General features: G+C 32.5%; 13 protein-coding genes. 8 read left to right on the top strand and 5 right to left on the bottom strand.

Features of this window, described 5'->3' with window-relative positions; genetic code table 11:
- Positions 1-20 precede the first annotated feature (20 nt).
- The 7 genes from EYY60_RS19285 to EYY60_RS19255 all read left to right on the top strand — a co-directional run bounded on the left by EYY60_RS19285 (position 21) and on the right by EYY60_RS19255 (position 8,152).
- Positions 21-1,244, top strand: coding sequence for an LVIVD repeat-containing protein (locus tag EYY60_RS19285; RefSeq protein ID WP_235832364.1), 1,224 nt, complete (start codon positions 21-23; stop codon positions 1,242-1,244).
- A 212-nt stretch (positions 1,245-1,456) separates the two neighbouring features.
- Complete coding sequence (locus EYY60_RS19280) at positions 1,457-3,988, top strand: PIG-L family deacetylase (RefSeq protein WP_132990919.1); 2,532 nt, start codon at positions 1,457-1,459, stop codon at positions 3,986-3,988.
- Between the two features lie 123 nt (positions 3,989-4,111).
- Positions 4,112-5,848, top strand: a complete 1,737-nt coding sequence (locus tag EYY60_RS19275) for a sodium:solute symporter (protein WP_132990918.1) — start codon at positions 4,112-4,114, stop codon at positions 5,846-5,848.
- 7 nt (positions 5,849-5,855) lie between these two features.
- Positions 5,856-6,188: a DUF805 domain-containing protein gene (locus EYY60_RS19270; protein WP_132990917.1), complete on the top strand. Its 333-nt coding sequence runs from the start codon at positions 5,856-5,858 to the stop codon at positions 6,186-6,188.
- A 5-nt stretch (positions 6,189-6,193) separates the two neighbouring features.
- On the top strand, positions 6,194-6,679 hold the full coding sequence (locus EYY60_RS19265) for a hypothetical protein (RefSeq protein WP_132990916.1): 486 nt from the start codon (positions 6,194-6,196) through the stop codon (positions 6,677-6,679).
- A gap of 214 nt (positions 6,680-6,893) precedes the next feature.
- Complete coding sequence (locus tag EYY60_RS19260; RefSeq protein WP_132990915.1) at positions 6,894-7,526, top strand: hypothetical protein; 633 nt, start codon at positions 6,894-6,896, stop codon at positions 7,524-7,526.
- Positions 7,523-8,152: an MCP four helix bundle domain-containing protein gene (locus EYY60_RS19255; protein WP_132990914.1), complete on the top strand. Its 630-nt coding sequence runs from the start codon at positions 7,523-7,525 to the stop codon at positions 8,150-8,152. Before EYY60_RS19260 ends, EYY60_RS19255 begins: the two co-directional genes overlap by 4 nt.
- Before the next feature lie 226 nt (positions 8,153-8,378).
- Here the strand turns inward: EYY60_RS19255 and EYY60_RS19250 are convergent, their stop codons facing one another.
- The 5 genes from EYY60_RS19250 to EYY60_RS19230 all read right to left on the bottom strand — a co-directional run bounded on the left by EYY60_RS19250 (position 8,379) and on the right by EYY60_RS19230 (position 12,181).
- Positions 8,379-9,221 (bottom strand): DUF2911 domain-containing protein, encoded by an 843-nt coding sequence (locus EYY60_RS19250; RefSeq protein ID WP_132990913.1) that lies wholly within the window; start codon positions 9,219-9,221, stop codon positions 8,379-8,381.
- 71 nt (positions 9,222-9,292) lie between these two features.
- The gene (locus EYY60_RS19245) at positions 9,293-9,955 is read right to left on the bottom strand and encodes an HAD family hydrolase (RefSeq protein WP_132990912.1); all 663 of its coding nucleotides are present in this window, start codon (positions 9,953-9,955) and stop codon (positions 9,293-9,295) included.
- A gap of 190 nt (positions 9,956-10,145) precedes the next feature.
- Complete coding sequence (locus tag EYY60_RS19240) at positions 10,146-10,862, bottom strand: tRNA threonylcarbamoyladenosine dehydratase (protein WP_132990911.1); 717 nt, start codon at positions 10,860-10,862, stop codon at positions 10,146-10,148.
- A 69-nt stretch (positions 10,863-10,931) separates the two neighbouring features.
- Positions 10,932-11,582, bottom strand: a complete 651-nt coding sequence (locus EYY60_RS19235; RefSeq protein ID WP_132990910.1) for a TatD family hydrolase — start codon at positions 11,580-11,582, stop codon at positions 10,932-10,934.
- Positions 11,582-12,181, bottom strand: a complete 600-nt coding sequence (locus tag EYY60_RS19230; RefSeq protein WP_132990909.1) for a DUF1684 domain-containing protein — start codon at positions 12,179-12,181, stop codon at positions 11,582-11,584. Before EYY60_RS19230 ends, EYY60_RS19235 begins: the two co-directional genes overlap by 1 nt.
- Before the next feature lie 100 nt (positions 12,182-12,281).
- Here EYY60_RS19230 and EYY60_RS19225 point away from each other — a divergent pair, with 100 nt between their 5' ends.
- Positions 12,282-13,502, top strand: a complete 1,221-nt coding sequence (locus tag EYY60_RS19225) for an MDR family MFS transporter (RefSeq protein ID WP_132990908.1) — start codon at positions 12,282-12,284, stop codon at positions 13,500-13,502.
- Positions 13,503-13,633 lie beyond the last annotated feature (131 nt).

Here is a 13,633-nt window from a genome sequence, read left to right as displayed (position 1 = left end):
CAGATCCTTATAAACCTAAATTGCTTACATCTGCTTTAATTGCAAATACAGATATTACATCGCTTACTTATTCTAACGGAAATTTAATTATTGCTGGAGCAAAAGACATCGATAAAGATGCAACATTGACAAACCCTGCAATTGTAATCAATATGCAGTTAAGTTCCGGAATGTTAACAGACAAATACACAGTAACTAAACTGGAAAGCCATGCAACAACTGATGTTGCTGCAAATTCATCTTCTTATTTTGCAGTAACTGGTGATACAGGAAGCTTGTTTAAAATCAGTAATTCTACAAAAGCAATAACTTCAAAAGTTGCCGTAGAAGATTTGCGTACAGTAGCGCTAAGTGGTGACAAAATTGTTACTTTAAGCGGTAAAAAAGGTGTAAATATTTATAATGAATCGACTCTTGCGCTTCAAAAATCTTTTGCGACAAGTACTGATGTAAGTGCTGCAAAAAGAACAATTGATTTTGACGGAACAAAATTATTGGTTTCTGAAGGATACAATGGTTTAGGAATCTATGATATTAACAGCGGATCAAAATTGCAAACAATCGGTTTGGCTTCTGCTGGAGGTGATAATGTAACAAATGCTGTTTCTGTAAACGACGGATATGCTTTTGTAGCAAACGGCGCTGCAGGATTAAACGTTTATAAATCAGGAACTCCATATAGTTTAGTTGGAACTGTTGGAATTACAGGTTCATCAAACTATGTAAAATCTAGCGGAAACTATATTTATGTTGCGAGTGGAAAAGGCGGTTTAAAAATCATTAAGATGGAAAAACCAAACACTACTTTCGCAAATTGTTCTTCATATGGTGTTTACAACCAAGGTAAAGATCTGATTTTGAACTCAAACGAAGTGAAATCATATAATGGTTCAACTGCAATCAACTCTATAATTGTAAATTCTGGAGGTGTTTTAACGCATTGCGGATCAATCTCTGTTCAAAATACTTTAATTTTAAATAGTGGAGGAACTTTTAATATGACAGGAAGTTTGGCTCAAGGTAAATACCAACAATCAAATCCAACTGAACTTATTATAAACAGCAATGCCTTACTTCAAGTTGAAGGTTCTGTAGTAATCTGGGGGGACTTAAGATTGAACAGCGGTGCAAAAATTAATTTTATTGGAAACAATTCGTCAATTACCATTTACGGTAAAGTGACTAAAAATAGTGGCGTTACTATTACTGGAACGTACAATGACACAGAAAACAAATTGAAATAATTTTCTGTAATCCTAAGAAATACCACCTGATTTAATTTATTAAATCAATTCTTTAAAAAAAATGCTATCGGAGACAATCTGATGGCATTTTTTTTGTGGGGTAGTTTTTCTTAAAAAAGGAAATCAATAACCAAACATTAACAATTCATTTAAATAGTCTTCAAAAATATAATTACTATTTTTGAAGCACTTTCAAAAACACTAACCACGCTATGCGAAAAATTCAGTTACTAATTCTTTCATTTTTTTTAACAGGGATTTCAATTTCTTTTGCACAACAACCACAGAAACCAAGTTCTGTAGAAATTTACAATCAAATCAAGAAATTAAATTTTTTAGGTTCTGTTTTATATGTTGCAGCACATCCTGATGACGAAAACACGCGTTTGATTTCGTATATGGCAAATGAAATGAATGCAAGAACTGGATATCTGTCATTGACGCGCGGTGATGGAGGGCAAAATTTAATTGGTCCGCAATTACGTGAATTATTAGGTGTTATACGAACTCAGGAATTGATTGAAGCCCGAAAAATTGATGGTGGAGAACAATTTTTCTCTCGTGCGAATGATTTTGGTTTTTCAAAAAATCCAAGCGAAACATTGGAAATTTGGGACAAAGACAAAGTTCTTGCCGACGTAGTTTGGACCATCAGAAAATTTCAACCCGATGTAATCATAAACCGTTTTGATCATCGTTCTCCAGGAACAACACACGGGCATCATACATCATCGGCAATGTTGAGTGTTGAAAGCTATAAGCTTACAAATGATCCGAAAATATATCCAGAACAATTAAAATATGTTACGCCTTGGCAAGTAAAACGTCAATTTTTTAATCCGTCTTGGTGGTTTTATGGAAGCCAAGAAAAATTTGACGCTGCCAATAAATCAAAATTCACCAAACTAGAAACTGGAGTTTACTATACGGGAATTGGGAAATCAAATCAAGAAATTGCCGCTTTAAGCCGAAGCCGTCATCAATCGCAAGGTTTTGGAAGTACAGGTGCGCGTGGTGAAGAAACAGAATATTTGGAACTTATAAACGGGGAAACTCCAAAAGAAAGAGATAATTTGTTTGACGGAATCGATACTTCTTGGAACCGTGTTAAAAACGGAAAACCAATTGGAGAGTTAATTTCTAAAATCATCTCAAAATATGATTTCAGCAATCCATCAGCAAGTATTCCTGATTTGATAAAAGCATACACAATGATTGAAGCTTTAGATGATGATCATTGGAAACCTTTAAAAGCAAATGCAATTAAAAATATTATTGCATCATGCTCAGGTTTATATCTTGAAGCAGTTGCGAGCGAACAAGAAGCAACTCCTGGAAGTACAATTAAACTTAATCTTGAAGCAATCAATAGATGTGCTATTGAAATGGAATTAGTCAGTATTACGACTTTGCCAGATAATAAAACAACTGCTCAAAACCGTATTTTAAAAAACAACAACGATCAAAAAATAAATCTTCAATTACAGCTTCCTGAAACAATTGAATACACGCAACCTTATTGGTTAAAAGAAAAAGCAACTGTTGGAATGTACACGGTTTCAAATCAGGAAATTATTGGAATTCCAGATATCATCAGAGAAGTTAAAGTTGTTTTTAATGTAAAAATAAATGGCGTTGAAATTCCGTTTGAGCGCACTGTTGTTTACAAATACAATGATGGAGTAAAAGGTGAAATGTACAATTTCTTAGATATTGTCCCTGAAGTAACCACTTCTATACCAGAAAAAGTTCTAATTTTTAAGGATACGAAAACTAAAATGATTCCGGTAAAAGTTCGTGCTGGAAAAGATGGAATAAAAGGAAATCTGCAATTAGAATTGCCAAAAAGTTGGGTAGTTTCTCCAAAACAGATTCCATTTTCGTTAGATAAAAAAGGAAACGAGCAAATCTTTTATTTTGAAGTTACACCTCCAGTAAATCCAGAAGAAGCGGTTGCCAAAGCTGTTGCAATTACTGACAATAAACGTTTTGATAAAGATGAAACGGTTATAGAATACAGCCATATTACAAAACAAATGGTTTTAAAATCAGCCGAATCAAAATGTATTAGAATTGATTTAAAAACTTCGGGCGATGCCATTGCATACATTATGGGCGCAGGTGACGAAGTTCCAGAAAGTTTAGCGCAAATGGGATATAAAGTTACGATTCTGAAACCGGAAGAAATTACGCCAGAACGTTTGGATTCTTTTGCCACTGTTATTACAGGAATTCGTGCTTACAACACTGTTAATGCTTTGGCGAACAAACAAAAAATACTTTTTGATTTTGTGAAAAGCGGTAAAAATATGATTGTACAATACAATACATATGGCAAAATGGTTACGGATCAAATTGCGCCATATCCGCTAAAAGTTTCAAATGATCGAGTGACTGAAGAAAATGCTAAAATCACATTTCTAGCTCCAAATCACCCAGTTTTAAATACGCCTAATAAAATCAGCGAAAAGGATTTTCAAGGTTGGACTCAAGAACAAGGTTTGTATTATCCAGATCAATATGATGCAGCCTTCACTCCTATTATATCATCGCACGACAAAGGTGAATCTCCAAAAGATGGTGCTTTGTTAGTAGCGCCATACGGAAAAGGATATTATATTTACACCGGTTTAAGCTTTTTTAGAGAATTGCCAGAAGGTGTTGCCGGCGCATACCGATTATTATCAAATATAATTTCGTTGAAACAGCCAGTAGAAGCTCCTAAACAAGAATTTAAGCAATAAAACGTTTGTAAAATGGAAGCTAAAAAAACAAAAAAATGGAAAAAAAGCTACACCTATGTTTTGGTGGCAAATGCTATTTATATCCTTATTTTCTTCTTAATCATGCAATTATACTCTTAACCTATGCAACTATTTGATTGGATCGTACTTATTGTTACACTTTTATTCATTGTTGGATATGGTTCTTGGAAAACCAAAGGGAGTAAAAATGTTGAAGATTTTATTTTAGGAAACAATGAAACGCCATGGTATACTGTTGGGCTTTCAGTAATGGCAACGCAAGCGAGTGCTATTACGTTTTTGTCAACTCCTGGGCAGGCTTATCATGACGGAATGGGATTCGTGCAATTTTACTTTGGATTGCCAATCGCCATGATTGTAATTTGCGCCACTTTTATTCCGTTATATCATAAAAATAAAGTTTATACAGCTTACGAATTTCTTGAAAAGCGATTTGATGTAAAAACTCGTTCTCTTGCTGCAATTTTATTTTTAGTACAAAGAGGTTTAGGAACCGGACTTACCATTTATGCTCCGGCAATTATTTTATCGGCATTATTGGGCTGGAACTTGACTGTGATGAATATAATCATTGGAGTTATGGTGATTATTTATACGTTTTCTGGAGGAACAAAAGCAGTAAACGTAACGCAGAAACAGCAAATGTTTGTGATTATTTCAGGAATGTTTATCACTTTTTTCTTGATTTTGCACTATTTGCCAAACGATATGACATTTACAAGTGCCATGCATATTGCAGGCGCAAATGACAAAATGAATATTGTTGATTTCTCTTTTGATCCAGAAGAAAAATACACTTTTTGGAGTGGTATAACTGGTGGTTTCTTCTTGGCTCTCTCCTATTTTGGTACGGATCAATCACAAGTTGGACGTTATTTATCTGGGAAATCCGTAAAGGAAAGCCAAATGGGACTAATCATGAACGGACTTTTAAAAGTTCCGATGCAGTTTTTCATATTACTGACAGGAGTTATGGTTTTTGTTTTTTTCCAATTCAATCCAGTGCCTTTAAACTTTAATCCGAATAATAAAACGGTAATTGAAAAATCAGCATATAAAGAAGAATATCATGCTTTAGAAAAAAGACTTGACAAACTTTCTGAAGATAAAAAAGTAATCAACTTATTGTATATTGATCAGTTGAATCAGGATTACGACAATCCGATTTTAAGAAAAGAATTGGTTGCGTTGTCAAACAAAGAAAAGGATTTGCGCGACAAAGCAAAAGAAATCATTTCAAAAGCTGACAGCAATAGCGAAACCAATGACAAGGATTATGTTTTTTTCCATTTCATTCTGCATTATTTGCCAAAAGGCCTTATTGGTTTATTGCTTGCTGTAATTCTTTCAGCTGCAATGTCGTCGACTGCTTCTGGACTAAATGCTTTAGCTTCAACAACAGCAATTGATATTTACAAACGAAATGTAAAAACCGAAAAATCAGATAAACATTATTTGATGGCGACTAAATTCTTCACGCTTTTTTGGGGAGTTGTAGCGATTCTTTTTGCTTGCGTTGGAACGTTATTCGAGAATTTGATACAGCTTGTAAACATCATTGGTTCTATTTTTTACGGAACCGTTTTAGGAATATTCCTTGTTGGATTTTATTTGAAGCGCGTTCAAGCGAAGTCGATGTTTATTAGTGCTATCATCAGTCAATTGACGATTTTTGTGATTTATTATTTCATGATCTATATTTATCCAAGCGGTCAGGAAAAACTAGGATATTTATGGCTGAATTTTATTGGTGCAAACCTTACTGTTGCGTTATCATTGGTATTGCAATATTTGTTTTTTAGAGAAAAACCGGATTCTGATAATGTAATTTTGGAGTAAAATTTAGATGAAATATTTTAGAAATATGCTTTTCTTTTATTCTTCCTTTTTAGAAAAATCAGGAAGAATCGAATATGGAATTTATGCATTTTTTACAATTCTCATGCAAATGCTTGCTTTTTATTTATATCAAACGATTGATCTAAATAATGAAACTATTTTGCATTTATTCTACAGCTGTTTTATTGTTTTATTTACGTTCGTTCCGATGCAGGCCGTTACAGCTAGAAGATTGAGAGATTTAAATGCAAAACCAATTTTTATCATTTTTAATTTTATTCCAGTTTTGAATGTAGTTTTTATTGCATTTTTATTGTTTGCTAAACCTAAAAGGAATTAGTCACTATGTTACAAAAAATTATATCCACGATTTTTCTTCTTTTTAGCATATCAGTTGTATGTCAAAATACCTCAGATTCAATTGAAACAGAAGACAATTCGATCTCAGCCCAATTTTATACAAAATGTTTTGAAAATCTAAATCAAGGAGCTGAAATATTAGAAAAATATGCTGCTTTTAAAAACATAAAATTTTGTTCAATTTTGGCATGTAGTTATTTATTGTCATACGAAGAAGAAATTCAATTTGTTGGAGAAAAAAGATTAGTTGGAATAGCAACTCAATTATTTAGAGAAGGAAATCCCGTACACATGATTATGGGTATGGATAGCTCTTTATATGCAAACGAGAAAAACGAAAACTTGACAGATGACAATCATCTCGTTTACATTAGTTACGGAGAATGTACAAACCCATCTTTTTTAATAAAAGGTGCCGAAATTGTAAATAAACAGACTAAATTATTAATTGAACAATCTCGATCAAAATAATAATTCTAAAAAACCGAAATGCCCTAGCCCTGATGGAAGCGGCATCCTTTTTTATGGCTTTTTCTGCCATAAAAAAGATATAGCGGACAGCAGGAAATAGCTCCTGAAAATTACAAACACTTTATTCCTAATCCAATTCTTCTTCATTTGTAAGTAAAAAACACTATTTTAGATGTTCAAAGACAATTTATAATTTGAACCTAAAAAACTGCGAATGAAAATTTCAGACGATATTCAAAAATTGCTTCCTTTTGGTTACCTTTTTCTTGTGATAATGGGAATTGTTAAAGAGTGTATTTTTCATTATCAATTAGGAATAAACATATTGAAATACTCAACAATTATGGACATATTAATTAGTCCGATTGCAACTTTCACTTCAAATCCGATAGTTTTAATTTTTATACTTTCGCTATTTATATTTCACTATAATTTGCCGTCGTTGCTTGCAAAATATAGCGATAAGAAATTCATTATAAGAACATTTGAACTAAAAAAAAATGAGGGCCTAACTCCCGAAGAAACTAAAAGCTATTTCAATAGTATTTCAGTAAAAACGCTCGCGGCGATACTTTGCTCGTTTTTCTTGGGTTACGGACTCGCCGGCGGTTACGCTACTGCAAAAAAGATTAGAGATCACAAAGAAAGCTACAATTACAAAATCAATTATAATAGTGGCGAATCTGAAGAAATATTTTTAATCAACACCAACAGTCTTTATTATTTTTATACTCCTAAAGGAAGCAAAGCCATAAAAATAACACCATTAGGAGCTGTTAAAAATATTGAACTTATAGATAATAAAATGGTTAGCAAAGGATTATTTCTTTATAATACATCATTATGAAAGATTTGAAAAAATATAGCAATAAAACTAAGGCTGCATTTATTTTGCTGATTGTAATGTTGATTATTATTTTGAGCAACTTCAATACGCTTGAAAATTCTAAAAAAGTAAACGAAAACATAAATGCTATCTACAACGACCGATTAGTTGTAGCACATTATATTTTTCAATATTCGAAAGAACTACATTTTATAAAAGCCGAGGCAGAAAAACTGGATTTGAGCGACAATATCAAAAAAAACGAAATTAATCACACATTGGACATCATTCACAATATTGATGATTTGTATGCGAAAACTGTTTTGACAAATAAGGAAAAAGAGCATTTTGATATTTTCCTGGCTTCCTGCAAAGAAATAAATACTCAAGTCGAAAATAAAAATTGGAGCAAAATTGCTTATGCATGCGAGCAGGCTTTAAAAACCCTAGAATCTTTATCTGAAATTCAAATCAAAGAAGGAAAAGCAAAACTTGCCGCCGCAAATGCAATGTATAATGACAACAATAGCCTTGGACAGCTGGAAATTGCATTGCTGATAATTTTAGGCGGAATCACTTTCTACTTGTTAATAGTAAAGAAAATTAAAAGAAACATCAAAATTCCAGAACCACCTAGTATGAATTGATTCTTTTGTTTCAAGTTTCAACTTAAAATAACAATCTAACCGCAAAGAACGCAAAGGTTTACGCAAAGTTCGCAGAGAATATTTCATATAGCTTTGCGAACTTTGCGTTTTTTATATTCGCTAAATAAAACTAGCGTTCTTTGCGGTTGAGAAAATCCAAAAAAAAATTCCAAAACTATGAAAGCTTTGGAATTTGTAATTTAAATATTGGAATTTGCTTAAAGACTTATCTGCTCCATTCAGCGATACTGTCTTTGTTCATTTTTACATAATCTTGATTGTTTGCTGTTTCAGCCGCAGCTAATGAAGCTTTTGCAGTTTCAATCGCACCTTTTTTATCACCTTGCTTTGCTTGAATAATTGACTTCAATCTTAAGATGTAATAAGGTTTTTCTGTAACCATATCTAACGATTTGTCCACATAAGTTCTTGCTGTTTCGATATTTCCGTTAGATGAAAATAAATACTGAGCTGCTGCGTAATAATCATTTGATGTTGGCCCAGCCAAAGTTTTTTCTATACTTGCAGTTGCTGTTTTGGCAGTTGGAACCTCAAATTTTAATGCAACATGAGAGTTTTCCCAAGCCATTTCCAAGTAAGCGAAATTTTGATCTAAACCATTAATTCCTATAGTAAAAGTTTCTACCGGAGTTGGCAATGCCTCTTCTTTAACCGTAGTTCGTAATGCTACATAAGCATCGCTCCAGTTTTCTGGCAATCCCCAATTGTCTGTAGACAAGTAAAAAATAATTTCCCAGCTTTCAATTTTAGGAATTGTATAAATTGAGTACTTTCCTTTTTTCAAAGTTTTTCCATCAATTACAACATCATCACTAAAATTAATAATCGTATTTTCATTAGCTCCAGTTCTCCATAATTTTCCAAACGGAACTAAATTTCCAAAAACTGCTCTTCCTCTTGCACCTGGTCTTGAGTACGTCACTTCAACATCAGTTAAACCAACAGTTTGCTTGATGTAAGCTTTTGGACTCGCCTGTGGTGTTTTTATCTGTGCTTGTGAAGCAAAAGGCGCTATTAGTATCGCAAATGCAATAAGTATTTTTTTCATTTTAGAGTTTTATTTGTTTCTGTCCAAATTTACAAATTCAATTAGGTAACAAATGTTAAATTTAACTTAATTCAGACTGTAATCTGTGATATTTTTTGAGCATTTAATTCACTGAAATGATTTATAACCAAATCAGCATCTGAAAGATCTTGCAAGTTTGAATTTTCGCTTCTGTAACCTATACAGTAAATTCCTGCTGCTTTTGCCGCTTTAACACCGTTTGTGCTATCTTCAATAATAATGCATTCCTCTTTTGGCGCAATTGACAAAGAAGCCGCATGATTGAAAATTGCTGGATTGGGTTTTGATTGTGGAAAATCTTCTCCGCTCACAATATGTGAAAAATACTGATGCAGATTGAATCTTGTAAAAACTCTTTCAATTGTAACTTTTGCCGCCGATGAAGCTAAAATCAACTGAATTTTATTCGCATATAAATCTTTAATCAAATCTTCAACACCTTCTAACAGAAACAAATCTTCTTTCGTATCAAAAGCATCATTGAAAATGCTTCTTTTTCTTTGAATCAAATCTTCGACTTCTTGGTCGATTACGGGAAAAAATCCTTTTAAAGTCTGAAATGTATTTCGAGTCGAAAATCCAGTAAATGAAGTGTACATTTCTTCTGAAACTTCAATATTTAACTCTGAAAATTGTTTGTAATAGGCATAACGATGAACGGGTTCTGTATCGACAATTACGCCGTCCATATCAAAAATTACTGTTTTAATCATTTTTTTTTAAGTTGCTAAGATGCTGAGATTCTAAGTTGCTAAGTTTTTTTTGTGCTATCGTACAACTTTGTCAAAGTTTAAAACTTTAACAAAGTTCTTGCGAGTCTTTTAAAGTGCTCAGAAACTGAACTTCAAAGTTTTTCAGATAAAATCTTAGCAACTTAGAATCTCAGAATCTTAGCAACTCTAATTATTCTTTCGAAATTAAATATCTAATAACCGTTTCCGCTGCATGAAGACCGAATAAACCAGGCATGTAGCTGTTTGTTCCGTAGAAAGATTTTTTGAAGTTTTTTCCGTCAGTTAATTTTAAGCTTTTTTCATTTTGGATTTCAGAAGAGAAAACCACTTTCAATTTATTGATTTTTGCTGCCTTCAATCTTTTACGGATTGTTTTTGAAAAATAACAATTGATTGTTTTCGAAATATCTGCAACTTTCACTTTAGATGCCAGCATCTTTCCTCCTGCTCCCATGCTGCTTATAATTTTGACTCTTTTGCGTTTTGCTGCAATAATCAAATTTAATTTCGGAGTAATACTGTCAATGCAATCCAAAACATAATCAAACTCTGGCGAAACGATTTCAAAAGCACGTTCTGGCGATAAAAATTCTTTTACACGAGTCAATTTCAATTCTGGATTAATATCCATTAAACGATCACCAACAATCGTAATTTTTGGTTCGCCAACAGTTGAATGCAAAGCGGGCAATTGTCTGTTAATATTTGTAATATCAACTACGTCGCCATCAACAATTGTCATGTTCCCTACACCGGCTCTCGCTAAAAATTCAGCTGCAAATGATCCAACTCCCCCTAATCCTACTACTAAAACATTTGCTTTCTGCAAGTTTTCCAATCCTTCTTTTGTAAATAAAAGCTCGGCTCTTTCTGTCCACTCTGCCATATTATAATTTTTGTTGTTTTTTATTTTTCTGTTTCAGGTTTACATATTTTACCTTAAACATTTCACTTCTTACTTCTTCTCAAATATTCTTTTATAATTACTAGAAATAATTCCTTTTAATTCTTTTAAATTTAAGTCTTTATATGCTGCTGCTAAATCATAAACCTGTTGAATATTTTCTTCAATTGTATCCGTTTCTAACAGAAATTTATCATTTGGAATATTCTGAAAAACGGTTTTAAGCTCCGGGTTTTTTAGAAGATATTTTCCAAATGAAATATAGAAACCTTCTTTTATTAATTGTTCTGCAACTTGCTTATTCCTCGAAAAACCATGAATAATCATTGGAACAGAAATTTTCAATTTCTTTTTTATTTCTATCACTTCCTGAAAAGCGGCAACACAATGAATGACAACTGGTTTTTTATATTTTTCGGCCAAAGTCAACTGTTTTTCAAATACTGAAATCTGAGTTTCAAAAGGTTGTTCTATTCGTTTGTCTAATCCACATTCGCCTATTGCTAAACAATTTTCTGTTTGCAGTTTTTCTTCTATAATTTTCAAATCCGATTCCAGTCTTTCTTCAGAAATATACCAAGGATGAATGCCTATCGAATAAAACGGAATAGAAGCATCGAATTCATGAGGATATTGATTAACCAATTCCAATACATTGGATTGATTTGTAAACTGATGCGTATGAAAATTAAAGAATTCCATTAATGAAATGTTTTAACTCCCGCTTTGATTTCAATATTCAAATCATTTTCTAAAGGAACCAATGGACAAGAATATTTATGATTGTAAGCACAATATGGATTGTAAGCTTGATTAAAATCGATTACCATTGTATTCCCCTTCGGAATTTTCAAATCAATATATCTTCCGCCGATATAGCTTTCTTTTCCGCAAGTTAAGTCTGAAAAAGGCAAAAATAAATGATCTTTATATTGCTCTTGTTTTGAAAGATCAATACTTCTGTAAACATTCAGCTTCAGTGCTTTTCCTTCTAAAGTAAAAGACAAGGTTCCGTATTTTATATATTTAGGAGTTCTGGTTCCTGTAGTTTTCATTTCGAAAACTTTTTCATTTTTTGCCTTTTCAAATTTTGCAACCACAAAATATTTTCCGTTAATCGGATAAAAATCTAAAGATTTAAAAGTCTTCAAATCCTCTTCCATCAACGGACTAGTCTTAGCGTCAGCATATTCAGAATTGATCGTCGTCTGAAAATTTGCAACATTTGCGTAACTAAACTTTTTTTGGCTATAGCCAAAATTCAAAATCATCAATGCAACAAGTACAATTGCTTTTTTCATCTTAGAAATTTTCTGCAAAAATAGTTCAAAAGTAACAAAGCAACAACGGCAAAACGTGACAAAGTTTCCTAACTTTGTTGCAAATAAGAATAATTTTACAATGCTTAAAACTGCCTTAGGTCGCTACATTAATAATTTTAAGGGTTTCACTCACGAAGTTTGGATTCTTGCATTAATTACCTTTATCAATAGAGCAGGAACAATGGTTTTGCCCTTTTTATCTAAATATTTAAAAGAAGACTTACAATTTACTTATGGCGAAGTGGGCTGGATTATGGTTTCCTTTGGATTAGGTTCTATGTTAGGTTCCTGGTTAGGAGGGAAATTGAGTGACAAAATTAGGTTTTACAAAATCATGATTTTCAGTCTTTTTACTAGCGGAATTCTATTTATCTTATTACAATTTGTTACAACATTTTGGGGATTGTGTTTCGCCATGTTTATTATAATGGCAATTTCAGATATGTTTCGTCCTGCCATGTTTGTGTCTCTAAGTATATACGCAAAACCAGAAAACAGAGTTCGTGCATTGTCTTTAGTACGTTTGGCCGTAAATCTTGGCTTCACTGCTGGTCCGGCTTTAGGCGGACTAATAATTATAGGAATGGGATATCAAGGCCTATTTTGGGTTGACGGTATTACTTGTATGATTGCGATTTCAATTTTCGCATTTTATATTAAGGAAAAAAAGAAAACACCAATAAATAACGAAAATATCGTTTTATCAGATTTGCCAAAATCCATCTATAAAGACAAACCTTTTTGGTTACTGCTTTTTATCAGTTTTGTCACTTTTATGGTTTTTCTGCAAATATTTTCAACTTTGCCTTTATATCATAATGAGAAATTTGGGCTTAGCGAATTTCAAACTGGTATGCTTTTATCTATAAATGGTTTATTAGTATTTCTATTAGAAATGCCTATTGTAAGTACTCTGGAGCGAAAAGGAGTAAATAAAATTAAAAATATTGCTTACGGTTCCTTTTTTATTGCCGCTGGCTATTTTATTTTGCTGTTTGATTCTTGGGTTGGAATCCTTGTAATTAGTATTGTATTGCTCACATTTGGAGAGATTTTCTCTTTCCCGTTTGTGAATGCGGTAGCATTAAGTCGCGCACCAAAAGGTCAGGAAGGCCAATATATGGGTTTTTACACCATGAGTTTCAGTCTGGCTCATATTGTCAGTTCTAAAACGGGACTGGAAATTATTGCGCATTATGACTACCAAATCAATTGGTTGATTATGGGGACACTGGGTTTACTAGCATTACTTTGCTGTTTTTGGCTTAATGAATTGGTAGATACCAAAAAAAAATCATAAAGTTCACTTTTACTTAACTCGTTTAAATTCAATTTATTAATTTTAAATTGAAATATTTTCATGCGCCTAAATGGCAATTCAAACTTAAAAAATAGTTAAATAACTAATTTTATAGTTGTGTAACTATAAAA

It is taken from the genome of Flavobacterium zhairuonense (assembly GCF_004352915.1).
Lineage (GTDB): Bacteria > Bacteroidota > Bacteroidia > Flavobacteriales > Flavobacteriaceae > Flavobacterium > Flavobacterium zhairuonense.
Note: the sequence above shows the minus strand (reverse complement) of the source record. Positions and strands in the feature narration are given on the sequence as shown.

What these genes read in the sequence shown, in the direction of transcription:
- EYY60_RS19235 (WP_132990910.1), bottom strand. Translation starts at nt 11,582, where the DNA reads ATGGAATTCTTTAATTTTCATACGCATCAGTTTACAAATCAATCCAAT.
- EYY60_RS19255 (WP_132990914.1), top strand. Translation starts at nt 7,523, where the DNA reads ATGAAAGATTTGAAAAAATATAGCAATAAAACTAAGGCTGCATTTATT.
- EYY60_RS19275 (WP_132990918.1), top strand. Translation starts at nt 4,112, where the DNA reads ATGCAACTATTTGATTGGATCGTACTTATTGTTACACTTTTATTCATT.
- EYY60_RS19270 (WP_132990917.1), top strand. Translation starts at nt 5,856, where the DNA reads ATGAAATATTTTAGAAATATGCTTTTCTTTTATTCTTCCTTTTTAGAA.
- EYY60_RS19225 (WP_132990908.1), top strand. Translation starts at nt 12,282, where the DNA reads ATGCTTAAAACTGCCTTAGGTCGCTACATTAATAATTTTAAGGGTTTC.
- EYY60_RS19280 (WP_132990919.1), top strand. Translation starts at nt 1,457, where the DNA reads ATGCGAAAAATTCAGTTACTAATTCTTTCATTTTTTTTAACAGGGATT.
- EYY60_RS19245 (WP_132990912.1), bottom strand. Translation starts at nt 9,955, where the DNA reads ATGATTAAAACAGTAATTTTTGATATGGACGGCGTAATTGTCGATACA.
- EYY60_RS19265 (WP_132990916.1), top strand. Translation starts at nt 6,194, where the DNA reads ATGTTACAAAAAATTATATCCACGATTTTTCTTCTTTTTAGCATATCA.
- EYY60_RS19260 (WP_132990915.1), top strand. Translation starts at nt 6,894, where the DNA reads ATGAAAATTTCAGACGATATTCAAAAATTGCTTCCTTTTGGTTACCTT.
- EYY60_RS19240 (WP_132990911.1), bottom strand. Translation starts at nt 10,862, where the DNA reads ATGGCAGAGTGGACAGAAAGAGCCGAGCTTTTATTTACAAAAGAAGGA.
- EYY60_RS19250 (WP_132990913.1), bottom strand. Translation starts at nt 9,221, where the DNA reads ATGAAAAAAATACTTATTGCATTTGCGATACTAATAGCGCCTTTTGCT.
- EYY60_RS19230 (WP_132990909.1), bottom strand. Translation starts at nt 12,181, where the DNA reads ATGAAAAAAGCAATTGTACTTGTTGCATTGATGATTTTGAATTTTGGC.